The sequence below is a fragment of the Paenibacillus thermotolerans genome (genome assembly GCF_028745515.1).
GTDB classification, from domain to species: Bacteria; Bacillota; Bacilli; order Paenibacillales; family YIM-B00363; genus Paenibacillus_AE; species Paenibacillus_AE thermotolerans.
The window spans coordinates 54,840-80,375 of record NZ_JAQZSG010000011.1 but is presented as its reverse complement, the minus strand read 5'-3'; the positions used below and the strand labels follow the sequence as shown (position 1 = coordinate 80,375).

Annotated in this window: 26 protein-coding genes and 2 riboswitches; of the genes, 4 read left to right on the top strand and 22 right to left on the bottom strand. The window is 57.1% G+C overall.

What is annotated here, in order from left to right; genetic code table 11:
- Positions 1 to 133 precede the first annotated feature (133 nt).
- Entirely contained in the window at positions 134 to 1,294 is a 1,161-nt protein-coding gene (locus tag PT964_RS11330) for a PLP-dependent transferase (protein WP_274363458.1), read from the bottom strand.
- Between the two features lie 21 nt (positions 1,295 to 1,315).
- The gene (gene metA, locus PT964_RS11325; protein ID WP_274363457.1) at positions 1,316 to 2,260 is read right to left on the bottom strand and encodes a homoserine O-acetyltransferase MetA; all 945 of its coding nucleotides are present in this window, start codon (positions 2,258 to 2,260) and stop codon (positions 1,316 to 1,318) included.
- 91 nt (positions 2,261 to 2,351) lie between these two features.
- A riboswitch (SAM riboswitch) is annotated at positions 2,352 to 2,471 on the bottom strand.
- A 328-nt stretch (positions 2,472 to 2,799) separates the two neighbouring features.
- On the opposite strand from metA, the gene corA reads away from it, so the two are divergent.
- Positions 2,800 to 3,735, top strand: a complete 936-nt coding sequence (gene corA / locus PT964_RS11320) for a magnesium/cobalt transporter CorA (protein WP_274363456.1) — start codon at positions 2,800 to 2,802, stop codon at positions 3,733 to 3,735.
- A gap of 75 nt (positions 3,736 to 3,810) precedes the next feature.
- Here corA and PT964_RS11315 read toward each other — a convergent pair whose 3' ends face one another.
- Positions 3,811 to 4,812 carry an HRDC domain-containing protein gene (locus PT964_RS11315; RefSeq protein ID WP_274363455.1) on the bottom strand — a complete coding sequence of 334 codons (1,002 nt, stop codon included), beginning with the start codon at positions 4,810 to 4,812 and terminating at the stop codon, positions 3,811 to 3,813.
- Positions 4,813 to 4,966: 154 nt separating this feature from the next.
- Complete coding sequence (locus PT964_RS11310) at positions 4,967 to 5,179, bottom strand: hypothetical protein (RefSeq protein ID WP_274363454.1); 213 nt, start codon at positions 5,177 to 5,179, stop codon at positions 4,967 to 4,969.
- A gap of 115 nt (positions 5,180 to 5,294) precedes the next feature.
- Here PT964_RS11310 and PT964_RS11305 point away from each other — a divergent pair, with 115 nt between their 5' ends.
- The gene (locus PT964_RS11305) at positions 5,295 to 5,588 is read left to right on the top strand and encodes a DUF3055 domain-containing protein (protein ID WP_274363453.1); all 294 of its coding nucleotides are present in this window, start codon (positions 5,295 to 5,297) and stop codon (positions 5,586 to 5,588) included.
- Positions 5,589 to 5,665: 77 nt separating this feature from the next.
- A complete protein-coding gene (locus PT964_RS11300) occupies positions 5,666 to 5,953 on the top strand; it encodes a hypothetical protein (protein ID WP_274363452.1) in 288 nt (95 codons plus the stop codon).
- On the opposite strand, the gene PT964_RS11295 is transcribed toward PT964_RS11300, so the two are convergent.
- The 18 genes from PT964_RS11295 to fabF form a co-directional block, all read right to left on the bottom strand.
- On the bottom strand, positions 5,950 to 6,795 hold the full coding sequence (locus PT964_RS11295; protein WP_274363550.1) for a 5'-3' exonuclease: 846 nt from the start codon (positions 6,793 to 6,795) through the stop codon (positions 5,950 to 5,952). The two genes, PT964_RS11300 and PT964_RS11295, sit on opposite strands and share 4 nt — an antisense overlap.
- Positions 6,796 to 7,722: 927 nt before the next feature.
- On the bottom strand, positions 7,723 to 8,910 hold the full coding sequence (locus PT964_RS11290; protein WP_274363451.1) for an aminotransferase class I/II-fold pyridoxal phosphate-dependent enzyme: 1,188 nt from the start codon (positions 8,908 to 8,910) through the stop codon (positions 7,723 to 7,725).
- Positions 8,907 to 9,266: an arsenate reductase family protein gene (locus PT964_RS11285; protein WP_274363450.1), complete on the bottom strand. Its 360-nt coding sequence runs from the start codon at positions 9,264 to 9,266 to the stop codon at positions 8,907 to 8,909. The genes PT964_RS11290 and PT964_RS11285 overlap by 4 nt, the downstream gene beginning before the upstream one ends.
- Before the next feature lie 60 nt (positions 9,267 to 9,326).
- Complete coding sequence (locus tag PT964_RS11280) at positions 9,327 to 10,286, bottom strand: RluA family pseudouridine synthase (protein WP_274363449.1); 960 nt, start codon at positions 10,284 to 10,286, stop codon at positions 9,327 to 9,329.
- Positions 10,283 to 10,858, bottom strand: a complete 576-nt coding sequence (locus PT964_RS11275; protein ID WP_274363448.1) for a cob(I)yrinic acid a,c-diamide adenosyltransferase — start codon at positions 10,856 to 10,858, stop codon at positions 10,283 to 10,285. The genes PT964_RS11280 and PT964_RS11275 overlap by 4 nt, the downstream gene beginning before the upstream one ends.
- A 27-nt stretch (positions 10,859 to 10,885) precedes the next feature.
- Positions 10,886 to 12,427: a cobyric acid synthase gene (locus tag PT964_RS11270; RefSeq protein WP_274363447.1), complete on the bottom strand. Its 1,542-nt coding sequence runs from the start codon at positions 12,425 to 12,427 to the stop codon at positions 10,886 to 10,888.
- A gap of 5 nt (positions 12,428 to 12,432) precedes the next feature.
- Positions 12,433 to 13,512, bottom strand: coding sequence for a threonine-phosphate decarboxylase CobD (gene cobD / locus PT964_RS11265; RefSeq protein WP_274363446.1), 1,080 nt, complete (start codon positions 13,510 to 13,512; stop codon positions 12,433 to 12,435).
- Positions 13,513 to 13,558: 46 nt separating this feature from the next.
- Complete coding sequence (locus PT964_RS11260) at positions 13,559 to 14,374, bottom strand: adenosylcobinamide-GDP ribazoletransferase (protein ID WP_274363445.1); 816 nt, start codon at positions 14,372 to 14,374, stop codon at positions 13,559 to 13,561.
- Complete coding sequence (gene cbiB / locus PT964_RS11255; RefSeq protein WP_274363444.1) at positions 14,335 to 15,324, bottom strand: adenosylcobinamide-phosphate synthase CbiB; 990 nt, start codon at positions 15,322 to 15,324, stop codon at positions 14,335 to 14,337. Before cbiB ends, PT964_RS11260 begins: the two co-directional genes overlap by 40 nt.
- A gap of 7 nt (positions 15,325 to 15,331) precedes the next feature.
- Complete coding sequence (cobU, locus tag PT964_RS11250; protein WP_274363443.1) at positions 15,332 to 15,904, bottom strand: bifunctional adenosylcobinamide kinase/adenosylcobinamide-phosphate guanylyltransferase; 573 nt, start codon at positions 15,902 to 15,904, stop codon at positions 15,332 to 15,334.
- Positions 15,905 to 16,373: 469 nt separating this feature from the next.
- Positions 16,374 to 17,435 carry a nicotinate-nucleotide--dimethylbenzimidazole phosphoribosyltransferase gene (cobT, locus tag PT964_RS11245; RefSeq protein ID WP_274363442.1) on the bottom strand — a complete coding sequence of 354 codons (1,062 nt, stop codon included), beginning with the start codon at positions 17,433 to 17,435 and terminating at the stop codon, positions 16,374 to 16,376.
- An 81-nt stretch (positions 17,436 to 17,516) separates the two neighbouring features.
- Complete coding sequence (locus PT964_RS11240; RefSeq protein ID WP_274363441.1) at positions 17,517 to 18,299, bottom strand: ABC transporter ATP-binding protein; 783 nt, start codon at positions 18,297 to 18,299, stop codon at positions 17,517 to 17,519.
- The gene (locus tag PT964_RS11235) at positions 18,296 to 19,345 is read right to left on the bottom strand and encodes a FecCD family ABC transporter permease (protein ID WP_274363440.1); all 1,050 of its coding nucleotides are present in this window, start codon (positions 19,343 to 19,345) and stop codon (positions 18,296 to 18,298) included. The genes PT964_RS11240 and PT964_RS11235 overlap by 4 nt, the downstream gene beginning before the upstream one ends.
- Positions 19,346 to 19,347: 2 nt before the next feature.
- Entirely contained in the window at positions 19,348 to 20,376 is a 1,029-nt protein-coding gene (locus PT964_RS11230) for an ABC transporter substrate-binding protein (RefSeq protein ID WP_337995022.1), read from the bottom strand.
- A 209-nt stretch (positions 20,377 to 20,585) separates the two neighbouring features.
- Positions 20,586 to 20,787, bottom strand: a riboswitch (cobalamin riboswitch).
- Between the two features lie 63 nt (positions 20,788 to 20,850).
- A complete protein-coding gene (locus tag PT964_RS11225; protein ID WP_274363439.1) occupies positions 20,851 to 21,408 on the bottom strand; it encodes a hypothetical protein in 558 nt (185 codons plus the stop codon).
- 50 nt (positions 21,409 to 21,458) lie between these two features.
- Positions 21,459 to 22,619 carry an aminotransferase class I/II-fold pyridoxal phosphate-dependent enzyme gene (locus PT964_RS11220; RefSeq protein ID WP_274363548.1) on the bottom strand — a complete coding sequence of 387 codons (1,161 nt, stop codon included), beginning with the start codon at positions 22,617 to 22,619 and terminating at the stop codon, positions 21,459 to 21,461.
- A 37-nt stretch (positions 22,620 to 22,656) separates the two neighbouring features.
- Entirely contained in the window at positions 22,657 to 23,148 is a 492-nt protein-coding gene (locus PT964_RS11215; RefSeq protein ID WP_274363438.1) for an Lrp/AsnC family transcriptional regulator, read from the bottom strand.
- A 129-nt stretch (positions 23,149 to 23,277) separates the two neighbouring features.
- Positions 23,278 to 24,528, bottom strand: coding sequence for a beta-ketoacyl-ACP synthase II (gene fabF, locus PT964_RS11210; protein WP_274363437.1), 1,251 nt, complete (start codon positions 24,526 to 24,528; stop codon positions 23,278 to 23,280).
- Between the two features lie 123 nt (positions 24,529 to 24,651).
- On the opposite strand from fabF, the gene PT964_RS11205 reads away from it, so the two are divergent.
- Positions 24,652 to 25,509 (top strand): helix-turn-helix transcriptional regulator, encoded by an 858-nt coding sequence (locus PT964_RS11205; RefSeq protein WP_274363436.1) that lies wholly within the window; start codon positions 24,652 to 24,654, stop codon positions 25,507 to 25,509.
- The last annotated feature ends 27 nt before the right edge of the window (positions 25,510 to 25,536 follow it).

Sequence of the window (25,536 nt, the reverse complement as noted above, 5' to 3'; positions counted from 1 at the left end):
TAAAAACGTTACATAAACCTATCGTACCATATCGCGGCTTTCGAAACATACAAAACATTGATCATTTTGTGGCGGAGGTTTTGAATCGGCATATGGAAGGAAAGCCCCGCCGGGGTACGTTACGCGTTACGCGTTACGCAAGCTCCTCCGCCGCGCTTCGGAATGCCCGGTCCAGATCCGCAATGATGTCGTCCGCGTGCTCGATGCCTACGGAAAACCGAAGCAGCCGGTCATCCACTCCGACCTTGCGGCGAATATCCTCCGGAATGTCGGCATGCGTCTGCACCGCCGGATACGTCATCAGCGATTCGACTCCGCCCAAGCTTTCCGCGAAAGCGATGAGCCGTATATGTCTCAGGATCGGCTCGATTGTCCGCGCGTCCTTCATTTTGAACGATAATATGCCCGTATTCCCCGACGATTGGCGCCGCTGAATGTCATTTCCCGGATGCGACTCCAGCGCGGGGTAAAACACCTCCGACACCATGTCATGCGCTTGAAGCCAGTGCGCGACGCGGGTCGCATTCTCTTGGTGCCGCTCCATTCGCAAAGCGAGCGTCTTCATGCCGCGCATCAGCAGCCACGAATCCTGCGGTCCGAGCACTGCTCCAAGGGAGTTATGAAGGAAAGCCATACGGTCGGAAAGCTCTTTGCCTTTCGTGACAATCAGTCCGGCAAGCACGTCATTGTGCCCCGCCAAATATTTCGTCGCGCTGTGTACGACGACATCCGCACCGAGCTCGATCGGACGCTGGAAGAACGGGGTGAGCAGCGTGTTGTCGACGATCGTCAGCAGCTGCTTTTGCTTCGCCCATGCGGCCGTTTTCTCCAGGTCCGTGATCATCATGAGCGGGTTAGTCGGCGTTTCGATCAGTACCGCTTTCGTGGAACCGGGTCTGAAGCCGGATTCCAGCTCATCCAAGCTGTTCGTATCCACGTACGTCGCCGCTACCCCGTAACGAGACATGATTTGCTCGAGTAAACGGTACGTGCCGCCGTATAAATCCAGGCTTACGAGCAGGTGATCGCCGGATCCGAACATGGCGAAAACGGTCGTTAATGCGGCCATTCCGGAGCTGCAGGCAAAAGCGGCGTCGCCGCTCTCCAGCTCCGCGAAAGCCTCCTCAAGCACCTTTCGCGTAGGCGATTTCGTCCGCGCATAATCAAAGCCCGTGCTCTGTCCGAGCTTCGGATGGCGGAACGCCGTCGCCTGGTAAATCGGATAGCTGACGGCGCCCGTTGCAGGATCCTCCAATGAGCCGATCTGCGCCAATTTGCTCTCGATATGTTTCATGGTGTGAATGCACTCTCCCGTTTAAATATCAGCGCCTGCTTGCACGTAAACGTTGGCGTCGTCCAGCTCGTACGGCGTTTCTTGATATACGTAATAGTTCAGCCAGTTGGAGAAAAACAAGTTCGCGTGCGCCCGCCAAGTGGAACGCGGAGGCAGCGCCGGGTCGTCCTTCGGAAAATAATTTTTCGGAATCGGCACGCTTAATCCCTTCTGGATGTCGCGGTCGTACTCCCATTTCAGCGTTTCTGGATCGTATTCCGAATGGCCGGTGACGAAAATATGTTTCCCGTCTTTCGTCGCCGCAATATACACGCCCGCTTCTTCCGATTCGGACAATATTTCGAGCGCCTCGACCTTCTCGATATCTTCCTTGGCCACATCCGTGTGCCTCGATTGAGGGACGAAGAACACTTCGTCGAAGCCTCTCGTCAAATTAACGTTCGGACGAGTGACGTAGTGAGGGAACACACCGAATATTTTTTCTTGCATACTATATTTAGGGATCCCAAAATGATGGTACAAACCCGCTTGGGCGGCCCAACAAATGTGAAGGGTGGACGTTACGTTCTGATCCGCCCAATTCATAATGTCTTGAAGCTCCCTCCAATAATCGACCTGCTCGAACTCCAGCTGCTCTACCGGCGCACCGGTAATGATCATCCCGTCGAAACGGCGATGGCGAATATCGTCGAACGTTTTGTAGAACGTCTCCAAATGCAGCTCGGACGTATTTTTCGATTGGTGCGTCTTTGGGTGAAGCAGCGTCACATCGATCTGTAAGGGCGTGTTGCCGAGTAAACGAAGCAGCTGCGTCTCTGTCGTTTCCTTCGTCGGCATAAGGTTCAGGATCGCGATGCGAAGCGGCCGGATATCTTGGTGAAACGCTCTCGACTCATCCATAATAAAAATATTTTCGCGGGTAAGTATTTCTTTCGCGGGCAAATTGTCGGGAACTTTGATCGGCATGTTGGGTCGCTCCTTTTCGGTTGGATTGGGTAAACAGAAAAAACCTTTCTCAATACAGAGAGAAAGGTTTTCGTTTGCAAGCGAAAGACCTCTCTCATCTCTCAGAAACCGTAGGTTTCCGCAAGAATTAGCACCGTGCATCCAATCTTGACGATTGCTGCCGGTTGCCGGGTATCATCGGGCCAGTCCCTCCACCTGCTCTTGATAAGAGTACGTCTTTATTCGGTTAGGTTTATGCGCGTATGAAATCTATATTTAAATGTAAAGGATGAATAGTAAGACGTCAAGATGATTCTTGAAAATCGGTATGGGACAGGAGTATACTTATCGGGTACTGAACGCAAACGGCGTTCGTGCAATTTTGACGATAACCGGGGTGACATTAGGAATGGACGGCGATCGACCGTGTTTATGCTGCATGTCTAGCTTGTGCTTGTCAATCATTCATACGGAACACCGGCGAATTCGCTCCTCCTTGATGATCTCCGAGTAAACGCGAACCTCGTCCGGTGCTTCTTATGGTTTAGGAGGAGATACGGATGAAGGTGCGTTTGGTTCATAACGGCGTCTTTACGCTCATCGACAACGTCGCCGAAGCTTTAATCCCGCCGGTCAACGGCTTCTATTGGATTGATGCCGATCCGGAGGATTTGGAAAAGCTTCAGCCTATGTTTCATCTTCACGAGCTCGCTGTGGAGGACTGCTTATCCGAAGAGGAGCAGCGCCCGAAGCTGGAGCTGCATGAGGGTCATTACTTTATCGTAGTCAACAGCATTCGGTTTGATGATGAAGAAATTTTTCTGCGAGCCGTAAATATTTTCTTGGGGAAACACTTTATTATTACCGTAACGAAACAGAAGGTCAACGAGCTTCGATCCGTAAAGCCGATTCTATGGGAAGAGGAAGTCAATTCCCCCGACAGATTCCTGTATCACCTGGCCGACCTGATTGTCGACAACTACTTCCTCGTCGGCGACCGGATCGAGGAGCGCATTGAGAAGCTGGAAGAGGACATTCTGATGCGTACCCGAAAGTCGCATTTGAACGAGATCATCGGTCTGCGAAGCGAAATCCTGTGGCTGAAGAAGATGCTCGGACCTCAAAAGGATGTCATCGGCTTGTTGGCCCGAAAAGAGCTGCGCCTCATCGACGGCACCCTGCAAAAATATTTTGCGGACATGTACGAAAACTCGTTGAAGGTTGCGGAATCGTTCGATACGTTCCGCGACTTGATGGGCAACTTGCGCGAAGCGTACCAATCCAGCATTGCCAGCCGGGCAAACGAAATCATGCGCGTATTTACCGCCGTTACAACCATATTTATTCCGCTTACATTTATCACCGGGATTTACGGAATGAATGTAGAGTCATTGCCTGGGGTGAACCTGCCGCATTTCGATTTGACGTTGATTCTGGTAATGATCGTTCTTGCTATCGCAATGTTCGTATACTTTAGGAAAAAAGACTGGCTGTGAAACCGAACGCTTCAGCCTTATCAAAATAACCGCCGCGGTCGAGCATATTCGCTTGGCTGCGGCGGTTTTTGCGATTTAAGCGGCCGCGCTTGTTTCTTTCTCCTTCCGCAGACGGATGCGCAGCAGACGGAGCCACTCGTAGGCCCGGTCCGCCTCTTGGTCCTTAAGGGCCTCCTCCCCGTAGACCGCCTTCAGCACCGGCTTCAAGTAGCGGTCGCCGTGCTCCTTAAAGGCTGCGGCGGCTTTGTCCCGCTCTTCGGCGGCGACCCGCTCCAGCTCCGTATCGATAATTTTGTCAACGTCATATCCCTCCCGATCGAGCTCCTCAAGCAACGCTACCGCTTCTCTTCTCGGAACCGACGCTGCTTCCAATGCCGCCAAATCATCCCCTCTAAGCGATGCCTCCAGCACCGCCAGCTTCCGGTTTTTCCGTTCGGTCTCCCGCTGCTCGAACGCTTGCTGCTGCTGGTGCACCCACAGCTTGTACTGTACATAATCGATCTTATCGGCCACCCAGTTTAGCGGGAACGACCAATCCCTTGAAGCCTTCGACGTGATGGCGAGGATCCCGCTGCCGTACAAGTTCAATTTATATTGTCCGAAGCCAGGCAGTTGAAGCAGCTCCTCCGGCGTTTGCGGAAGGAAGCAGCCGATAACCTGCAGAAGCCGATTCGTCGCGATCAAATAAGGCGCTTTGCCTTCCTTGCCGGCCTGAGAGCGCCGCCAAGCTCTGAGCTCCTCAAACACCGGCTCATTCTTATGAAGCTCGCTGTAATAATACAGCTTCTGGATCAATTCCGCTTTGCCGTTGATCGATTGAATGTCTCCCGTCACATTGTCCAGCAGCGGCGCGTAGCCGTCCGCCATCTTCTGCAGCACGTTGACCCGGAATACCTTCAGCATGTCATTCCAAGCGCTGCCCTCGAACCACATCGTTTGCTCCGGCTCCCCGCTGTCGTTCGGCTCCGCCCAATACACTTGCCAAATGCCGTTGTGCTCGCAGATCGAAACCTTGGCGGTGGCGACCCGATCCTCCCCCGTCTTCTTCTCCAGGCTGTTCATAAATACCAGATTCAAAACGCAAAACTCCTTTCCGGTTTGGGATAACCTATTGAGCGAACGAAAAAAAGCACCTCTCCTACGACGATCGTAAGAGAGGTGCTTCCTCCGCTCATTCAGTTGTCTATATATTAGCACGTACTTGATTGGGAATGCAACAACATTTTTCCAGTTAAATCGAAGTTCCGTTAATGCGGCTGATGACGGTGTATGCCGTAATCGCCAGCAATGTGACGCCGAACAGGATGAACGAATATTTTCTCCGCCTCATATTGTTTTCCGCGATTCTGTTGCTGCGTTCGCCGCCCTGCGGCACCGGACCGATGAAGACGGCCACGATGACGTCAAGGATCCGGCGGGTCATATTTGCAATAAATCGACGCATGCGTAGGCCGCCTCCTTTTTTTTGCCGTATCGGTTTCTCTCCGTTATAATGTGCGTAATTAACCTTTTATACGCAATCCGTTTAAAAAAGTTCCTAATTTTAGGAGGTAAATTTTGTGTCCAACGAATTTGATTTTTTATCCGACAGCACCGAGCAGACGACGACTCGATTCGTCACGTTTATATCCCCGAATGTGCACCGCTTCGATCTTGCGATAACGACAACGAACCGGTTTTACGGCAAAAAGCTCGTTACCGACATGCAAAAAGGCATAACCGCCGTCATCGGACCGGACGACCTGGAAGAGGAAGGCTACTTGGAGCACGTGTTTCGGCTCGATGAGGAAGCGGCTTTGGATTTGAATCACTTCTTGCAGGAAGTGGTCGGGCCGGTTACGTTCACGGATTAAATACCCTATGTTTTACTTAATACAAAACCTCCCCGGCGGCAACAATACTGTCACATCATCCGCGAGGAGGTTTTTTTATGGCTTTTATGAAAGAAGGCCGTTCCAAGTACACGGACGTATCCACCGTCGAGTCCATGCGAAACGACCTCACGGCGGAGGAGTTCCCGGAGGGTCCGTACGGCTCGAGCATCGATGCGGAGAAGCTGGGCAAAAGCACGCCGTGGCGCGTAGACCAGAGGCCGCCAAACACGTTTACTTGGGAAAATCGGGAGCTTCATGAGGGCCTTGACCGGCAATATCCGCCGGGCCACGCGACTCACGACGAAGACGGCAACGAAAGCGCGTTCGGCGAAACGTTACGTTAACTGATTTCCTTAATCAGGCTGCGGAACTCGAGCTCCTCGAATTTGTTGTGCGCCGTCTCGGGGTTAGGGACCCAAAGGCAGTCGTCAATCGCGCATTCGATCGGCACGTCGGTGCGAATCGTCGCGAGATTTCTGCACAGGTGCAGCATATCCATATCCGCCTCGATTTTTTTGCGCACGGAGGCGGGAAGCTGTTCGAGGTTTTGCAAAATCCCGTCGATCGATTCGTATTCGGCGAGCAGCTTGACGGCCGTTTTTTCGCCGATCCCTTTGACTCCCGGGTAATTGTCGCTTGTATCCCCCGTCAGCCCTTTGAGGTCGATCATTTGGGCGGGGGTAATACCTTTTTCGCTCATGAGCAGCTCTTTATCGTATACAAGGTAATTGCCGCCCTTCTTCAGCATCATCACCCGTGTACGGTCCGAGACGAGCTGCAGTAAATCTTGGTCGCCCGTATAGATCAGGACATCCATGTCCTGTTCGTGGATGCGGGCCATCGTTCCGATGCAGTCGTCCGCCTCGTAGCCGGGCACGCCGATATTGGGCACTCCTAAGCTGTCTACCACTTCTTTTACGAGATCGAACTGCGGCAGCATATCGTCCGGAGCTTCCGGGCGGTTTGCTTTATATTCCGGAAAATGTTCCGTGCGGAACGTTTTGCTGCTCAGGTCCCAACAACAGGCGACATGAGTAGGTTTATAGGTGTTGACCGCGTCGAACAAATAGCGGACGAAGCCGTACACCGCGTTGACGGGCAGGCCGGCTTTCGTTTTGCGGACGTAGCCGCCGTAGGCGGAAGCGAAATAGGCGCGGAACAGCAGCGCCATTCCGTCGACCAGCATGAGCGATGGCTGGGTTTGGGATTGGGATTGGGGTTGAAGTTGGGCGTCGGGCACTTTGGATTCTCCTCTGCATTATGGGTGGGAGCGATTCATTGACGAGTCTCGCACGCTCTCTAGCAATGTCAAATATGTAAGTCTCTAGAAAACTAGGCTTTCTTGCATTATAAGAGATATTGCGGGGAATGCCAATGGCGGGCGGGCAGTTATGGAGGAACGTATTAGCGGTAAAAGGAGAAACTCCACTTGATTGGTGCGAACCTGCATGAGGGGCGGGCAGCAATGGGAGAATCTCCACTTGCTCGGCGTGACTCAGCTTAGGAGGCGGTCAAGTAATGGGAGAATCTCCACTTGCTTGGCATGAACCAGCATGGGAGGCGGTCAGTAATGGGAGAAACTCCACTTGCTTGGCATGAACCAGCATGGAAGCGGCGAGTAATGGGAGAATCTCCACTTGCTTGGCATGAACCAGCATGGGAGGCGGTCAGTAATGGGAGAAACTCCACTTGCTTGGCATGAACCAGCATGGAAGCGGCTAGTAATGGGAGAATCTCCACTTGCTTGGCATGAACCAGCATGGGAGGCGGCTAGTAATGGGAGAATCTCCACTTGCTCGGCATGAACCAGCATGGGAGGCGGCTAGTAATGGGAGAATCTCCACTTGCTTGGCGTGAACCAGCATGTGAAGCGGCTAGTAATGGGAGAATCTCCACTTGTTGGGCATGACTCAGCATGTAATGCTGCTCCCGCTGCAACGCATGACAACCACCTCGAACGGAACTTTATTCCGCTGCAGCCCCTCACACACACAAACTAGCAACCTCCAACGGAACTTCGTTCCGTTGCAGCCAGCCACCGCACCGCCCAACCGATCACCCCTTACGGAACTTCCCCAGCGCCGCTACTGCACGCTCCCCCACACTAATTCCGTTAGAACACAATCCCGTTCTCCCGAAAGAAACGGCCGAGACGCTCCGCAGCCTCTAACAATACTTCTTCCTGCTGCACGAACGCAATCCGCACATAGCCTTCGCCTTGCGCGCCAAACGCGTTTCCCGGTACGACAACAACTCCTGCCTGCCGACAAATTTCCCGGGCAATTTGTCGAGAACTCCACCCTGCCGGAACCGGAGCCCAAAGGAACATGGTGGCCTGCGGAACCGGAACCGGCCAGCCGGCACGCCGCAGCGCGCCAACAAACAGGTCGCGCCGGCGCTGATAGACGGAAACCGCCTTTTCTCCGGCGTTCGACAGATCGTGGTGAAGCGCGGCAATTCCCGCCTCTTGCACCGCAGTAAACACTCCATAATCCAAATTCGCCTTTAATTGGCGCAGCGCAGCCACCGCTTCACGATTACCGACCGCGAAAGCAATTCTGCAGCCCGCCATATTAAAGCTCTTAGAAAGTGAATGAAATTCTATCGCGACATTTTTCGCACCCGGTATTTCCAATATGCTCATCGGACGAAAGCCGTCAAAAGCAAGCTCGGAATACGCGGCATCGTGAACGATCAGAAGCTTATATCGCTCGGCAAAAGCGACCAACTTCTCGTAGAAACTACGGTCGGCTACTACACTTAACGGATTGCTAGGATAGTTAACGACGATAAATTTCGCCTTCTCGGCAATCTCCGAAGGAATATCGTCTAACGGAAACAAATAGCCGTTCTCCTCAACGAGAGGAACGGGGTACGGCTCAACGCCTGCCACCGCAAGTCCCGCGCCGTAAATCGGGTAACCCGGATCCGGCAAAATAGCCAGATCGCCGGGCTCCGTTACCGCAAGCGCCAAATGCCCCAGCCCGTCTTGGGAACCCATCAGCACTGTAATTTCCCGCTCGGCATCCACTTCGATTCCGAACCGATGCCGGAGCCAGTCGGCAGCAGCGCTCCGAAACTGTATACTTCCCTCGGAGGTCGGATACCCGTAGCTGTCGGGCCGCAAAGCCGCTTCCGCCAATATGCTCCGAACCGCCTCGATCGGCGGCTGATCCGGACTCCCGATGCCGAGATCGATCACCCTAAGCCCACCGGCGGCCGCATCCCTTTTCCATTGCGCTACCTCGGCGAAAATCGAAGACCCCAGCCTGCCCAAACGCGATGACGGCCGAACGATCATGACGCCCATACCTCTTGGTACGTCTCTTCCTTAAAGCCGACCGTCACCCGGGTACCGTCCGTCACGATCGGCCGCTTAATGAGCATCCCGTTCTCGGACATCAACTGCAGCACCTCATCCTCGCTCATTTGCGGAATTTTATCCTTCATGCCCATTTCGCGATACAAATCCCCCGAGGTGTTAAGAAACTTTTTAAGCCCCAGCCCGCTGTTGCCAATCAGGGTTCGCAGCTCCTCCTTCGAAGGAGGCTCGGCCTTGATGTCGATTTCGTTCAGCTCATGGCCTTTGGCGCGAAGCCATTTCAGCGCGCTTTTGCATGTCCCGCATTGGGGTAAATGATATACTGTCAGTTTCATAACATGCGGTCAACACCTTTCTTCAAACCATTTAATATATAGCGAACACGGAACAAACACTTACTCCCAGCGAAGCGCCTCAAGAAGGCTCATCATATCTTCGGGCATCGGAGCCTCATAGGTCGCCCGCTCCCCCGACCCCGGATGCAGAAAAGACAAATCCGCGGCATGCAGCGCTTGTCGCGCAATGAGAGGCCGAAGCGCACCCGACTCCGAGTAAAGCTGCGCCTCCAGCTCGCGGGCATACAAGCCGTCCCCGACCAACGGGTGCCCGATATGCTTCATATGCACCCGAATTTGATGCGTCCGGCCCGTCACCGGACGAAGCCGGACGAGCGACGCGCCTAAGCCGCCGAACGCCCCCGGAAAACGCTCCGCCGTCTCATAATGCGTCACCGACGCATACCCGTCCGGCGTCACGATGCGCACATGCGGTTCGTTCGGATCCCGATCGATCGGCCCGTCGACCGTTCCGGCGTCAAGACCGACCACACCGTAAACTACCGCCAAATAAGTTTTACGAACGCGACCCTCTTGAAACTGATCCGAAACGTATTGATGCGCATAAGCGTTCTTCGCGATCGCCAGCACGCCGGACGTATCCTGATCGAGCCGGTGAATCGGACGGAACCGGTATGTCTCGCCGCGACTCAACCACAAATGAACGACGCCGTTCGCCACCGTATTCGTGTAATGACCTTTCGTCGGATGGACGATCCGCCCGGCTTTCTTGTTCACGATGAACAGATGCTCATCCTCGTAAAGCACTTCAATCGGCATCGGCTGCGGCAAAATGTCGTCCGACGAATCCTCCGGCAGCCTGACCACCACCCGGTCCCCCGCCCGCATCGGCGTATGCAGCGGAATGCGCTCCCCATGCACCAAAATGCTGCCCTCCACAAGCTTCAGCCTGGACAGCATTTTCCTGGACAGCTTCATCCCCGTCAGCAGTACCGACCGCAGCCTCCAGCCTTCCTCCTCCGGCGTTACAACGTGCACCAGCTCCGGCGTTCCGCTCATCCTTTTTTCGAGCTCCTGAAAACCTCCGCGCTTCGGACGTACTCCACGTCGCCGACACCCTCGCGGGCATTGGCGGCCCGCGCCATCGTAAAGAACAGATCGGACAACCGGTTTATATATTTCCGTACCGGCTCGTTGATCTCAGAGGCAGCCGCGAGCGTCACAATGCGCCGTTCCGCCCGCCTGCAAACCGTACGGCACACATGAAGCGCGGAAGAAACCGCAGACCCGCCCGGCAAAATAAACCTCGTAATATCGGGAGTTTCATTATCGTACTTATCAATTAACGCTTCAAGCCTTTCGGCATGCGAATCATTCACCTTGTAGGGGCGCACGCCCGGCTTCAATATCGCAAGATCTCCGCCGCAATCGAACAGCTCGTGCTGAATTTCGACCAAATCCTCCATCATATCGGCAAAAATGTCCTTCGACATCATACTGACCGCCGCGCCCACGAACGAATTCAGTTCATCCACCGTGCCGTACGCTTCCACGCGCGCATCGTCCTTGCTCACTCTTCCGCCGATCACACCGGTTTGCCCGGCGTCTCCGGTCCTCGTATAAATTTTCATCGTTTCGCTCAACCTCCGCATCTATGGTTACAATCCCGCAATCCCGCGGATCGCATTCATATCGACAGCTCTTCGCACATGCTCCGCCAAAGCGGAGAAAGCCGCCTCGCGCCGCTCCCGGTACCGGAAGCCGACCTCGAGAGGCGTCCAGCCCTTACCCGCACGCAGCACGTTCAACCAATATCTCCGAAACTCGTCGTTATCAAAAACACCGTGTACATAGGTGCCCCACACTCGCCCATCCTCGGCGCAAGCCCCTTCCGCCCTTACCGTATCACTGCTTTCTCCAACGGCAAAAGGACGCCGAACTCCATCCTGATGCCTCGTATCCCCCATATGAATTTCGTAGCCGCTAACCGGAATCCGAAGCGGTTCCTCCTCCGAGCCCCAACCTGTAAAATAACCGACTACGCGTACCGTCCTTTTTTCTTCCAAAAACACCGTATCCCCCGGGAGCAGCCCGAGACCGGCCTCTTCCTTCTCCGCCCCGGACTCTACGCCGTAAGGGTCGGAAAGCGTTCGGCACAGCATCTGATAGCCGCCGCACACGCCCGCAATATGGCCGCCTTCGGCCGCATACCGAAGCAGCTTTTCATCAAGCCCTTCGGAACGAAGCTCGCGAAGATCGCCGATCGTGTTTTTCGTCCCCGGCAAAATAACCGCATCCGGACTCCCCCATTCCTCCAAACGGCTTATGTAGCGGATTCGCACGTCCTTTTCGCCGCGAAACGCGTCAAAATCCGAAAAGTTGGATATTCGCGAAAAACGGATGACCGCAATGTCGAGCACATCGTCACGCGATTCGGCCGCGCGGGCGCGCTCCGTTTCGCGATCCTTCCAGCCTGCGGAGTCCTCGTCCTCGAGCCCTACATCCCGCATATACGGCACTACGCCTAAAACCGGCTTTCCCGTCCGTTCCTCGAGCCAATCGAGCCCGGGCTTAAGCAGCGAAACGTCGCCGCGGAACTTGTTGATGATGAAGCCTTTTACCCGATCCCGTTCTTCCGGTCTCAAAATGTCCATCGTTCCGACGATCGAGGCGAACACGCCGCCCCGGTCGATATCGGCCACCAGCAGCACAGGAGCGTCCGCCCAAGCCGCGACCCGCATATTGACGATGTCGCGGTCCCGCAAATTGACCTCCGCCGGACTGCCCGCGCCTTCCATAACGACAAGATCATACGACTCCCGCAGCCGCCCCAGCGATTGTTTTACGATCGATTCGGCGACCGGCAAATACGACTCTCGGTATTCGTATGCATCGTAATTCCGCAGCGGCTTGCCGTGTACGACTACCTGCGAGGTGCGGTCCCCGGACGGCTTTAATAAAATCGGATTCATATCCGTTGTCGCCGGAACGCCGCAGGCGTCCGCCTGCATGCCTTGCGCTCTGCCGATCTCTTTTCCGTCCGGAGTAACGTACGAATTGAGGGACATATTTTGCGATTTAAAAGGAGCCGCACGAACTCCCTCCTCGGCGAAAATGCGGCACAACGCGGCGGTTAGCAGGCTTTTTCCGACATCCGAGGCCGTTCCTTGGATCATCAGCGTTTTGCCTTTAGTCTTCATCCCGTTCATCCTCCGTTCATCCACTGACGCAGCGCTTCGACCAATCGGTCGTTGTCCTCCCGCTTTTTTACCGCCACTCTGCAGTATGTATCGTCCAAGCCGCGGAACGTGGACGCGTTCCGGATCAGAATACCTTGAGCGCCCAGAGCGGCTTGCGCCTCGCCTGCTCTGCGGCCGCTTTCCGGGGGAAACCGGAACAATATATAATTGGCTTCGCCGGGGTACGTCTTGAGGCCAATGTCCGTGAGTTGCCGTATGAGCCATGCCCGTTCTTCCGCGAGCCACTTCAACGTGAGCCGCTCAAATGGGCGGTCGGTCACAATGGCCGCTCCGACAGCTTGAGCGATCGCATTTACGCTCCACGGGACGGCTAACTCCCGAATGCGCCGGATTGCGTTCGGATGCGCGACTACGTATCCGAGACGCAGTCCCGGGATCGAATAAAACTTCGTTAACGATCGGATAACGTACACGCCGTCTTTCGATGCCGCACGGCAGGCTGCCGAACGTACGGCTTCGTCCGGCGCAAAGTCGAGAAACGCCTCGTCGATGACGACGGGCTTGTCCAGCCGCAGCAGCGCTTCTACGACGGAAGGGGGCAGCAGCCGGCCCGTCGGATTGTTCGGATTGCCGACCATAACGGCATCCGTCCGCGAAGCGGAGTCCAGCAATCGGCCGGCGTCGGGTGCAAAGCCGTTTTCTTCGTCCAGCGGCACGAACTCCGGAACGGCTCCCGCGTGCCGCACTGCGGCCTCGTATTCCGCAAAGCCGGGGGCGAGCAGCGTTACCGAGGCGGGGCGGATCGATCGCATGGTCAAATCGATCAGCTCCGCCGCTCCGTTGCCGACCCAGACGGCTTCGATCGGAACGTCGTGCCGCCGGCTTAACGCGGCTCTTAATTCCCGCGACTCGGGGTCCGGGTAAGCTGCGATGCGTTCCCATGCGGCCAGCATCGCTTCTTTTGCCCCTTGCGGGGGTCCCCACGGATTCATATTCGAGCTGAAATCGATGAATGTGTCGCGAGGGCGCCCGTACAGCTTCTCCGCCGTAGCCGTGTCGCCCCCGTGACCGTATATTTCAAGCATATGCTTCTTCCTCTCCCAACGCTTTGCAATTGCGTGCTTATTATCTTTAACGCGCCGTAAGCGCGAGCAGCAGCGCCAGCTCCAGGATCTCGATCAAGGCGCCGTACGTATCGCCGGTGAGCCCGCCGAGCCGGCGGGACATGCGCCAGGCGGCGAGCGTTCCGACCGCCGCCGTCATGACCGCGCCGCCGAGCAGCAGCGGCAGCGCAAATTCGGCGTCGCCCGAGCCGAGCGACGCAAACAGCGCCGCGCCGCATAACGCGGCGACGAGCGTTGCGGCGGCCGCGTGCCGGACGCCGGTAGCTTTAAGCGCGGCGCCCATGCCGCCGCTGCCGCCCGCGTAGGGCCATAGGACAACGGCCCACGGAATGAACGCGCGGCTCAGCACCGGCACCGCGGCCACCGCCGCAATGACGTTGACGCTGCCCGACCGAGCATATTCGATCAGCGCAAGCAGCAGCGCAAACTTCGCGATCATGAGGCCGGCGCCGGCAACGACGCCGAACGCCCCTACGTGCGGATCCTTCATAATTTCAAGCATTCGCTCCTTGGGGCGATTGCTGCCGAACCCGTCCGCCGTATCCATAAAGCCGTCCAGATGCAGCGCGCCCGTCAGCCAAATCCAGCAAACGAGCAGCAGCGCCGCCGACGGCGCCGGCGGAAGAAACGCTGTGAGCAGATGATATGCGCCAAACAACAGCGCTCCGATGACGGCGCCGGCGAACGGGTAGAACACTACGCTTCTTCGGCCCGTTTTGTCGTTCCATGGGAGCATGACCGGAATCGGAATCCGGGTCAACAACTGAAGCGAAGCGACGGCGGCTATGCCCCACTGAGCCAAGTAATCCATACCGCGGCGCATACGATCCCTCCTGTCAGCAGCGCGCTTGTTCCATCGAGCAGAGCGATGGAGCGCACGATATCGTTCATTTCCAGCGGGCGTTCCCCGAAGCCCATCGTCGCCCGTTTCGACAACACCCCGTTATAGCTGTTCACGCCGCCGAGCCGAATGCCGAGCGCGCCGGCCACCGCCGATTCGGGAATGCCGCTGTTCGGACTCGGGTGCAGGCGGGCGAATGCGGCGATCGACCGTAACGCTTTCCACCCGGCGGCGCCTCCTCGGGTGACTGCCGCCGCGGCGGCAAGCAGCAGCCCGGCCAGTCTGGCCGGGACATAATTGAGCGCGTCGTCGAGCCTTGCCGACGCCTTGCCGAACCGTTCGTACCGCTCGTTCCGGTACCCGACCATCGAATCGAGCGTATTGGCGGCACGATATAGGAAAGCGAGCGGCGCCCCGCCGAGCAGCGCGTATACGACCGGCGACACGACGGCGTCCACCGTATTTTCCGCAACCGTCTCCACCGCGACGCGCGAGCACTCCGCTTCGTCCAGCGAATGCGTGTCCCTGCCCACAATGTACCCTGTGTACTTCCTTGCCTCGGGTAAATCGCCTGCGGTTAAGGGCTCGTACACCTTTTTGCCGGCGTCTCGCAGCCCTTTCCATGCGATCGTCGTAGAGATGAGCCACACGTTCGCCGCATACCCCAGCCAAGGATGCACCGCCGATGCCGCCGCGACGACGGCCCATGCCGCCGCACCGGCTCCGACGACTGTTGATGCGCATAGTAATAAACCGCGCAGAAACGTCCCTCGCGCGGCCTCAGCTTTATACATGTGTTTCTCGAAAACGCGGATCCACCGTCCGAACAGAACGACCGGATGCACGATCCGCTCCGGGTCTCCTACAATGCGGTCCACCGCCAGCGCCGCGGCCGCCATCCATAACGTTTCTTCCCATGAAAAAAACAGCAACTTCGCATCACCACTTAAATTGACGGCTTTTGAGCTCGATCGGTATGCCTACCGTAACCAAAAACACTTGATCTGCCGCGGCGGCAACCTCCTGATTCATTCGGCCGCATATGTCTCTGAACTTTCTGCCGAGCGGCGTTGCGGGGACAATGCCGTAGCCTACCTCGTTCGTTACGAGCACCGCATCGCCTTGGAAGCGCCGCAGCACGTCGGTAAGCTCGCCGACCCGCTGCATGCAGCGCTGCTCGGCATCCGGCTCGTTCTCCCACTGCAGCAGCAGGTTCGTTAACCAAAGCGTCAGGCAGTCTACCAGCACGACCGTACTGCCGCTGCGATACACATTATATTCAAAGTCGATGGACTCCAGCCGTTCGGGCAGGCACAGCGTCTCCTCCTGCGTTCTCCATTGGAAGCCGGATTCGTCGCGTCTTATTTGATGCCGTTTTACGCGGTCTTTCATTTCGTCGTCCCACGACTCGGCGGTAGCTACGTAAATGCCATTTTTCCCGAGACTGTGGGAATAACGCTCCGCAAATGTGCTTTTCCCGCTCCGCGCCCCGCCTGTCACCAATACGATCAAAGTATACGACTCCCTGTTACGGCTTTATTTTCGATTTGCGGTTCCGTTAGCACCAACTTTTGGTGCTAACGCCTGTTTGCGCCGACGGAGTTAACGGAACAAAATGTCCGCTAAAATCCGCCTCACCCCTAAAAGCTGCAAATTAACGGAACAAGTTGTCCGCTAATCGCCCGAAAACCGCCAATTACAGGCGATTCAAGCGAATTAACGGACATTCGGTTCCGCTAATGAGCCCTTTTACCCGGTTTCGACAAAATTAGCGGACATCCGGTTCCGTTAGCGCCAACGCGATTAGCGCCAGTTCGGGAAGCAGTGGTAACCGGCGATACCGACAACACCGGCGATACCGACAACACCGGCGATACCGGCAGCATCGGCAGTACCGAAAGCGCCGACAGTACATTCCCCGCATGGACAAGAGAGTTTTTGGCGTTAAACCGGCCCGCCTTGGCTGCCTCGACTGCGCCTTCTAGCCGTCCTTCCCCGACACGCCGGCCGAATCGAACGTCGCCATCTCGTTCATCAGGCGCACCGCCGCCTCGACCAAGCTCATGCACAGCACCGCACCGGTGCCTTCCCCAAGCCGCATGTTCAAGGAAAGCAGCGGCGAAAGGCCAAGCTCCCGCAGCGCAAGCGCATGCCCCGGCTCCTCGGACAAATGCGACGGGATAATGTACTGCCCCGCCGCCGGAGCGATCCGTGCCGCTACCAGCGCCGCCACCGTCGAAATATACCCGTCGGCGATGACCGGCACCCGCAGCAGCCCGGCGCCTAAATAAACGCCGACCATACCGGCGATCTCCAACCCGCCTACCTTGCGCAACGCATCGAACGCATCCCCGCGGTCCGGCCGGTTCGCCTCAAGCGCCCTCGCCACCGCACCGCGCTTCCTCGCGAGCCCGGCATCGTCGACTCCGGTTCCGCGGCCGACGAGCCCCCCCGGCTCGACGCCGGTCAGCGCCGTCAGCAGCGCGGCAGCCGCCGTCGTGTTGCCGATGCCCATCTCGCCGACAGCGAACAGACGATAGCCTTTCTCGGCCCAATCCCCAACCGTCCGGATCCCCGCTTCGATCGCTCGAAGCGCCTCCTCGACGCTCATGGCCGGACCCTTCGTCATATTCGCGGTGCCCCGAGCCGGCTTAAGCACCGATAGCCCTGGGTGCCCGATATCCGCGATCACGCCCATATCGACGCAAACGACATCCGCCCCCGCGGACCGCGCAAGAACGTTCACCGCGGCGCCGCCGGCCAAAAAATTGCGGACCATCTGCTCCGTCACCGCTTGAGGATAAGCGCTCACGCCCTCCTCGCAAACGCCGTGATCCGCCGCCATCACAATGACCGCTTTCGGAGATACCGGAGGCTGAAGCGTCCGATGAATGCCCGCCATCCGAGCGGCGATCGCTTCAAGCTCCCCCAAGCTGCCCTGGGGCTTTGTCAGCGAATCGAGCCGCGACCGAGCCCGCCGAATCCATTCCTCGTCGAGCGGTTCGATTCGCGCTGCTATGTCCCGCAATCGTTCAATACTCATCGTCAAATTCCTCGCATGTCTTACACGTATTATACTTGAAATATCCAACATTTTCTGCAGTGCGAAAAAGACGGCATCCCTTTAAACCTTCGACTGCAGCAAAATTTGCGGTTTCCCCGAATCCGGATGCTCCAGCACGACAGCGCTCGCCCCGTATACGTATCGGATCGTTTCCGGGCGAAGCACCTCGGCCGGATCCCCGATCTTCACCGTTTCGCCCCGGTGCAGCAGCAGCAGCCGGTCGCAATACTGGGCGGCCAAATTCAAATCATGGAGCACCGCAATGACCGTTAGCCCGCTTTCCCGCTGCCACTCCTTGATCGAATCCATCAGCGAAATTTGATAGCCGATGTCCAGATACGTCGTCGGCTCATCCAGCAGCAGCACCTTCGGCTGCTGGACCATCGCCTTGGCGAGCGCCGTCCGCTGCCGTTCTCCGCCGCTAAGCAGCTCCGTCGGGCGATCGGCCAGCTCCGTCAGTCCCATCCGCACCATGACGGAGTGAATGAACCTCGACACATCGCCGCCGCCCCGCTCCTCTCCAAGCCAATTCTGGTAAGGGTACCGGCCCATCTCCACGATTTCCTTCACCTTAAAGCCGGTCGGCGGCAAGGCATCCTGCTGCAGCACCGCCAGCATGCGCACTAAATCTTTGCGCCGATACGAGCCTATCGGCTTGCCGCCGATCAGCACCTCGCCGGAGCTTGGCGTATCCAACCCCGAGATCAGCTTCAGGAGCGTCGATTTGCCGCTTCCGTTCGGTCCGATGACGCCGAGCATTTCGCCGGCAGCAGCACCGAAGCTTACGCCGTTTAGCACGGCTCGGCCGTCGAACGACCGGGAGCATGAAACGACTTCGATCACCGCTCGATCCCTCCTAACGATCTCTTATGCTTGACGAGCAGATAAGCAAAGAACGGAGCTCCGATAAACGCCGTCACGACGCCGAGCGGAATTTCGGTCGGCGACAGCAGCGTTCGGGCGAGCGTATCCGCCCAGACGACGTAAACGGCCCCCATGACAGCCGAAAGCGGAACGATGAGCCGATAATCGGGGCCTACCGTAAGACGCACGAGATGCGGAACGATGAGCCCGACAAAGCCGATGACGCCCGTTACGGATACCGCCGCCGCCGTCAGCAAGGTCGATACGGAGAGCACGATCCATTTGGTCCGCTCCACGTTCACCCCCAGATGCGCCGCGCTCCGCTCGCCCAGCTCGAACAAATTGAGCGTCCGCGCGTACAACAGCAGAACAACAAGCCCCGCCGCCAAAAACGGCGCCACCATCCCCGAGTAACCCCATCCGCGCAAGTGCAGACTCCCCATCAGCCAAAAGACGATCGAGTTGATCACCTCATCCGACAACGAAACCATGAAGGAAACGACCGCTCCCAAAAATGCCTGTACGACGACACCCGCAAGAATGAGCGTTTCCCGGCGCACGACGCCGTCGACCCGGGCAAGCGTGTATACGGCCGCAAGCGTAGCCAGCCCCGTTCCGAAGGCAATGAGCGGAATCGTCCAATTGCCGAACAAGGAGTACTGCAATCCGACCAAAATGACGAACGCCGCCCCCACCGAGGAGCCGGATGCGACTCCCAGCGTGAACGGATCGGCCAGCGGATTGCGCAGCACCCCTTGAAAGCCGGCACCTGCAACGGACAGCGATGCGCCGACCAGCACGCCCAGAACTATCCGAGGGAGACGAACATCCAGCACGATCTGCTCGTAAGCCGACTTCCAGTCAGCAACCACCCAATCGCCGATAAAAGGAACCGCCCGAAGCAAAATGCGCCACACGGTCCCGATCGAGAGCCCCTGCGCCGAGCCGATCGACACACTGACCACGATAGAGAGAAGGAGGAACAGAATGCCTGCCCCTCCCCAAAACGCCAATTTTTTTCTCATTGTTATTTGAATTTCTCCGGATAGATCGATTTTGCGATTTCAAGCAAGCCTTGCGTCACGCGAGGCCCCGTGCGGGTTACCAAATTGTCGTCTACGCCGACGATGCGGTTTTGAGCGATCGCCTCGATTTTGTCCCAGCCTGCCCTGGCTTTAATTTGATCGCCCAATCCCTCGATATTTCGCGTAAACAAAATAACGTCGGGGTTCGCTTCGATAATCGACTCCTCGTTAATTTCATACCAGCCGGTTCCATCCGCTACATTCACGGCACCCGACAACGCGATCAGCTCGTCCAAAAACTCGCCCTTGCCGACGGTCCAACCCGGCGCAAACTCGAGATACACCGAGCGCTTTTCTTCATCCGAGAGCGTTGCCGCCGCGTCTTGAACCTGCTTCAGCTCTTCGCGCATGTTGGCGACGACCTCGGCCGCTTCAGCATTCCGATTCGTAATTTTCCCGACCAGCTCGATCTGCGCAATCGTCTCTTCAACCGATTTCGGCTCGGTCGTAAAAACGGTCAAATCGAGACCGCGAAGCTGCTCGACCGTGGCGCCGTTCAACGACAAGCCGCCGACAATAAGATCCGGCTCGGCCTCGATGATCGCCTCGGTGTTGGCTTCCATCCCGCCGACCTTCGGCTTCGACTTTGCCTCTTCCGGATAGTCGCTCCAATCGTTGACGCCCACGACGTTATCGTCGAGCCCGAGCGCAAAAAGCACCTCCGTCAAGCTCGGCGCCAAGGATATGATTCTCTCCGGCGCCTTCTCAAACGTAAATTGCTTGCCGGAGGCATCCGTCACCGTCAGCGGATATTGGGTTTGCTGCACATCCGCCTCCGCTGCAGTTTCCTCCGCATCCGCGGACTCCGCATTCGTCACGTCGGTCTGTGCCGTGTCCCCCGGAGCCGCTCCCTGCACCGCATCGCCGGAATCAGCGCTTCCGCCGCCGCCCCCGCACGCCGCCAAACCGAGCGCCAAAACTACAAGCATCAATACCGCGAACCATTTTTTCGTAAACAATCTTTTATCCACCTTTTTCCCTCTCCCTTGTGCGATGTTGTTGAGCTGTTGGAGAGAAGAACCCGATCTTCACCCTGTTCCAACGAAAAAACCCCGTTTCCGAAGAAACAGGGGCAGTCAGCTTGTTCTTAGCAAAGGCTTGAATCTCCCGCGCCGGCAGTGCAGGGCCAAACCTTCCGATTATGAACGAACAGCCGCATCCTCTTCCTCGAAGGATTTCGTCAGCTTATCATATGCAGGCAGGTCTCCTGACTCATGGGTTGGATGACGCGCCTCGCCTTCCCATCCGATCAATCGGACAGTGGCATCGTGAGGGCATCCCCATTTACAGTGGCGGGACCGTGCCGGACTTGCACCGGCTTCCCTATTAACCTTCCACCCGTCATAAACGGGATTGAAAGGACCTGCATACGTTCCAGGCTATTGAATTTTCTCGAGCTTCATCTCAAATAGAGATTATATAGATTTAGACAATCGTTGGCAACGTTAATTTTGCGCCTTCCACTCCACGATCGCCTTGAGCGCCTGCTTGGCAAGCTCCGGATTCGGCGCATTCAGCGGAATAAACGCATAAGCGCGCCCACCGGCATATCCGCCGCTTTGAAGCCAATCCGTCCGATCGACCGGCATGCCGTACAGCCCGTTAACCACCTGCTCCGTATCGCCTTTTTTAATCGTCATATCGATGACGCCTTCCGGATATTCGGCCGGATCGAACGTATCCTCCAGCGAATAGAACGCCCCTTGATTAGCGAACGCCTTGAACTGCTCCTCGTCCACGATCAAGATCCCATGCCCTCCGGCGGCGAGCTCGACAATCAGCTTCTCTATGGAGAACATCGGACTGACCGCCACATCGACGGTGTTCTCGCCCATCCGCTCCTGCAGCGCGGCTTTCATCCCGTCCGTCTTCTCCATATCAAGCGGAGCCTTCGTAATGATAAAAACCGATACGTCGGCCTTCGGTCCGCCTCCGCAGCCGGAAAGCAGCGCCAGCATACATAAGGCAAGCAGCGTCATCATAATAAATTTGCCCCGCAGCATCGTTCGACTCTCCCAACTACGTATTCGTTCGTCTATATCGTCTCTGAAACCTAAACCACCGTTCGCAGGAATGCGCCGATTCGCTCCAGCGCCTCCTCCAGCTTGGCGACGGACGTCGCGTACGAGCAGCGCACATAGCCTTCGCCTCCCAAGCCGAACACCTGGCCCGGTACGACGGCAACCTTACCGTCCACCAGGAGCCGCTGCGCGAATTCCTCGGACGTCATTCCCGTGGAAGCGATCGAAGGGAAGGCGTAGAATGCGCCTTGCGGCTCATGGCATTCGAGCCCGAGCTCGCGGAAGCCTTTCACGACCAGACGGCGCCGCTGATTGTACGACTCCACCATCCGGTCCTTCTCCTCCATGCCGCCTCTCAGCGCCTCAAGAGCGGCCAGCTGACCCATATGCGGGGCACACATGACCGTATATTGGTGAATTTTCAGCATGGCGCCGATCAGATCGGGATGGCCGCATGCGTAACCCATGCGCCAGCCGGTCATGGCGAACGCCTTGGAAAATCCGCTGACGAGAATTGTCCGGTCCTTCATGCCCGGCATCGACGCGAAGCTGACATGTTTCCCGCCGTACGTAAGCTCCGCGTAGATCTCGTCCGAAATGACGATCAAGTCGTGCTTCTCGACCAGCCGCGCGATCGGCTCCCAATCTTCCTTCGTCATAATGCCGCCGGTCGGATTGCTCGGATAGCTGAGGATGAGCACTTTGCTTCTCGGCGTGATCGCCTTCTCCAGCATATCCGGCCGGAGCTTGAAGTTGTCTGCGGCGAACGTCTCGACCCCGACGGGCACGCCGCCGCCGATCAGCGTAATCGGAGAATAAGAGATGTAGCAAGGCTCCGGGATGAGCACTTCGTCGCCCGGCGATACGAGCGCCCGGAGCGCCAAATCGATCGCCTCGCTGCCGCCGACCGTTACCAGCACCTCGTTCGAGGGCTCGTAACGAACCGCAAAGCCGTTGAACAAATAAGAGGCGATTTCCTCCCGCAGCTCCGGCAAGCCGGAGTTGGCGGTATAGGTGGTGCGCCCTTGCTCCAAGCCGTAAACCGCCGCTTCGCGCATCCGCCAAGGCGTTACGAAATCGGGCTCGCCTACGCCGAGCGAGATAATATCTTTGCTGGCGCTGACCAGATCGAAAAACTTCCGTATGCCCGAAGGCTGAAGCTCTTGAACGAGCGGCGTTAAATATCGATGCATGGACACTTGCTTCCCCTCCTTTTTCCCCTTATTTTGTTTATGGCGAAACAGCCATCCGGTGATCCCCTTCGTGCTCCTCGAAGATGATGCCGTCCTGCTTGTATTTCTTCAATATGAAAAAGGTTTTCGTAGACAGCACCCGCTCGAGCGTCGACAATTTGTTCGAGACGAACGATGCGATTTCGCGAAGGCTCTTGCCCTCCACCTCAACCTGCAAATCGTACGCGCCCGACATCAAATAGACGCTCTTTACTTCCGGATACAAATAAATCCGCTCGGCGATCGCGTCGAAGCCGTGTCCCCGCTCCGGCGTAATTTGCACCTCGATGAGCGCGGTCACCTTCTCGTCGTCCACCTTACTCCAGTTCACGACCGTCGCGTACTTGACGATAATATGCTTCTCTTCCATTTCGGCGATGTTCGCTTTAACCGTCTCCACGTCTTCGTCCAGCAAAGTCGCAATCAACGCCGCATCCCGGCGCGAATCTTCCTTAAGCAGCTCCAAAATTTTCAGCTGAAGTTCTGTCATGCGGATGCTCTCCCCTTAGCCTAAAGTGCCTTTAGTTTTCAAAATATATTATCATCCATATTACAGAATCCGCACTGACACTGCAAAACAAAAATAGTGCCATATTCGGCACTATTCCTTCAAATTCGCCTATGACGGGTCAAATCGCTTGAGTACGAGCACGGCGTTATGGCCTCCGAACCCGAACGAGTTGGATACGCCGATGTTCATCCGTTTATGCCGCGCCTTGTTCGGCACGTAATCCAAGTCGCATTCCGGATCCGGATGCTCCAGATTGATCGTCGGCGGAACGATCCCTTCCCGCAGCGACATCGCCAGCGCGATCGCCGCCGCGCCTCCCGCCGCTCCGAGCATATGGCCGAGCATCGATTTGTTGGCCGTCACCGGAATGCGGTACGCCTCCGCTCCGAACAGCCGCTTGATCGCAGCCGTCTCCGAACGATCGCCGACCTCCGTGCCGGTCGCATGCGCGCTGATGACGTCGACCTCCGCCGGCGCGATGCCGGCGTCGTTAAGCGCGTGCTTCATCGCGAGGTAAGCCCCGGCGCCTTCCGGATGCGTGGCGACGACGTGGTACGCGTCGGAGCTCGCGCCGTAGCCGATCACCTCGGCGTAAATGTTCGCTCCGCGCTGCAGCGCGCCGTCCAGCGTCTCCAGCACGACGATCGCCGCGCCCTCCGACAGGACGAAGCCGTCGCGCTCCGCGTCGAACGGCCGGCTTGCTCCCTCCGGATCGCCGTTTCGCGTAGACAGCGCCGTTGCGCTGTTAAAGCTCGCGATCGACAGCTCCGTCACCGCCGCCTCCGATCCGCCGGCAATAACGGCGTCCGCGCCGCCGGCGCGAAGAAGGCGGAACGCTTCGCCGATCGCGGTGTTGCCGATGGCGCACGCCGTCACCGGAGCGAGCGACGGCCCCATGGCGCCGAACCTTATGCTGATCTGGGCCGCCGCCATATTCGCGATCATCATCGGCACCAGCGTAGGGCTCACCCGCTCTGGTCCTCGATCGCGCAGTAAATCGGCATTGTCGATCATCGTTTGGATGCCGCCGATGCCGGAGCCTACGTACACTCCGAGCCGCTCCCGATCGACCCGCTCCAAATCCAATCCGGAGTCGGCAAGCGCTCGGTCGGCGGCGACCACCGCAAATTGCGCGAAACGGTCCATGCGCCGAGCCGGCTTTCTCCCGAGCTCCGCGTCCGCGTCGAAATGTTTTACAATGCCTGCGATGCCGGTTTTAAGCCCCCGCTCCGCCAGAGGCCCCTCCAGCTTAGAAATTCCGGAGCGCCCCTCGATTAACCCGGACCAGAAGTCCGCCACCTTGCTGCCAAGCGGTGAAATAATGCCCATCCCCGTTATTACGACTCTCTTTTCATCCATATTTCGCCACTCCTTGTAACTCTTGTTTATACACCATTGTATCCTCGGAATATCCTATTACAAGTTGTCGTTTATCCTAGTATAATGAGTTATACCAATATATTTTGAAGGGGTTCGAACGAAATGAACGAGCAAACGAGATTAGAGGCGTTATCGGCATTTTTGCGGTCGCAGCGCGCCAAGCTGCAGCCGGAGGCGGTCGGGTTAATTCCGGGAGGCCGCAGAAGAACCCCTGGTTTGCGAAGGGAAGAGGTCGCGCAGCTGGCAGGCGTCAGCTCTACCTGGTATACGTGGCTGGAGCAAGGCCGGGACATCAAGGTGTCCGCATCGGTGCTGGACGCGATCTCCAGAGCGCTTCAGCTTAACAGCGACGAGCGAAAATATTTGTTCGCCCTCGCCACGGAGCATGCGGCCGAGCCTGCGCCGATGGAATCCGGTGCGGCGGAGCTGAGCCCCTCGCTTAAAAAAATACTGAAAGAGCTCGCATTCTGCCCGACGATCATTTCGGACCGGAGATGCAACATTGTCGGTTGGAACGATGCCGCCTCCTTCGTTTTTCTGGATTTCAACCAAGTTCCTTCCGAGCACCGCAACATGATCCGGCTGTTGTTCACGAGGAAAGAGCTGCGCGCATTGGCTGTCAATTGGGAACATTTTGTCAGAGGCTTCTTGTCGATTTTCAGGTCCTATTACGGACAGTATGTCGGGGACGAATGGTACGGGAAGTTTATCGAGGAAATGCGGGGCCTGAACCCGGAATTTGAGCCGCTGTGGAACGAAAGCCGCGTCAGCAGCGCGCCCGAGGTGCTGATCGAATTCCGGCACGCCAAGGCGGGAAAAATGCTGTTCCATCTCACGTCGCTGCAGGTGCAGGGGGAGACGGATGCCAGGTGCAGCATTTACACTCCCGTGGAGGGTTCGCGGACGGAAGAGAAATTAAAGCGAAGCATGCAAAAACAGCCCGCTTCTCCGATGAGGTGAAGGGGCTGCGTCATTCGATGCGGGATA

What these genes read in the sequence shown, in the direction of transcription:
- PT964_RS11260 (WP_274363445.1), bottom strand. Translation starts at nt 14,374, where the DNA reads ATGCGCCGCGGTATGGATTACTTGGCTCAGTGGGGCATAGCCGCCGTC.
- PT964_RS11215 (WP_274363438.1), bottom strand. Translation starts at nt 23,148, where the DNA reads ATGACAGAACTTCAGCTGAAAATTTTGGAGCTGCTTAAGGAAGATTCG.
- PT964_RS11310 (WP_274363454.1), bottom strand. Translation starts at nt 5,179, where the DNA reads ATGCGTCGATTTATTGCAAATATGACCCGCCGGATCCTTGACGTCATC.
- PT964_RS11290 (WP_274363451.1), bottom strand. Translation starts at nt 8,910, where the DNA reads ATGATCGTTCGGCCGTCATCGCGTTTGGGCAGGCTGGGGTCTTCGATT.
- PT964_RS11205 (WP_274363436.1), top strand. Translation starts at nt 24,652, where the DNA reads ATGAACGAGCAAACGAGATTAGAGGCGTTATCGGCATTTTTGCGGTCG.
- PT964_RS11300 (WP_274363452.1), top strand. Translation starts at nt 5,666, where the DNA reads ATGGCTTTTATGAAAGAAGGCCGTTCCAAGTACACGGACGTATCCACC.
- PT964_RS11275 (WP_274363448.1), bottom strand. Translation starts at nt 10,858, where the DNA reads ATGAAAATTTATACGAGGACCGGAGACGCCGGGCAAACCGGTGTGATC.
- PT964_RS11270 (WP_274363447.1), bottom strand. Translation starts at nt 12,427, where the DNA reads ATGAAGACTAAAGGCAAAACGCTGATGATCCAAGGAACGGCCTCGGAT.
- metA (WP_274363457.1), bottom strand. Translation starts at nt 2,260, where the DNA reads ATGCCGATCAAAGTTCCCGACAATTTGCCCGCGAAAGAAATACTTACC.
- PT964_RS11225 (WP_274363439.1), bottom strand. Translation starts at nt 21,408, where the DNA reads ATGCTGCGGGGCAAATTTATTATGATGACGCTGCTTGCCTTATGTATG.
- PT964_RS11220 (WP_274363548.1), bottom strand. Translation starts at nt 22,619, where the DNA reads ATGCATCGATATTTAACGCCGCTCGTTCAAGAGCTTCAGCCTTCGGGC.
- fabF (WP_274363437.1), bottom strand. Translation starts at nt 24,528, where the DNA reads ATGGATGAAAAGAGAGTCGTAATAACGGGGATGGGCATTATTTCACCG.
- corA (WP_274363456.1), top strand. Translation starts at nt 2,800, where the DNA reads ATGAAGGTGCGTTTGGTTCATAACGGCGTCTTTACGCTCATCGACAAC.
- PT964_RS11295 (WP_274363550.1), bottom strand. Translation starts at nt 6,795, where the DNA reads ATGCTGGTCGACGGAATGGCGCTGCTGTTCCGCGCCTATTTCGCTTCC.
- cobT (WP_274363442.1), bottom strand. Translation starts at nt 17,435, where the DNA reads ATGAGTATTGAACGATTGCGGGACATAGCAGCGCGAATCGAACCGCTC.
- PT964_RS11280 (WP_274363449.1), bottom strand. Translation starts at nt 10,286, where the DNA reads ATGAGCGGAACGCCGGAGCTGGTGCACGTTGTAACGCCGGAGGAGGAA.
- PT964_RS11330 (WP_274363458.1), bottom strand. Translation starts at nt 1,294, where the DNA reads ATGAAACATATCGAGAGCAAATTGGCGCAGATCGGCTCATTGGAGGAT.
- cobD (WP_274363446.1), bottom strand. Translation starts at nt 13,512, where the DNA reads ATGCTTGAAATATACGGTCACGGGGGCGACACGGCTACGGCGGAGAAG.
- PT964_RS11235 (WP_274363440.1), bottom strand. Translation starts at nt 19,345, where the DNA reads ATGAGAAAAAAATTGGCGTTTTGGGGAGGGGCAGGCATTCTGTTCCTC.
- PT964_RS11285 (WP_274363450.1), bottom strand. Translation starts at nt 9,266, where the DNA reads ATGAAACTGACAGTATATCATTTACCCCAATGCGGGACATGCAAAAGC.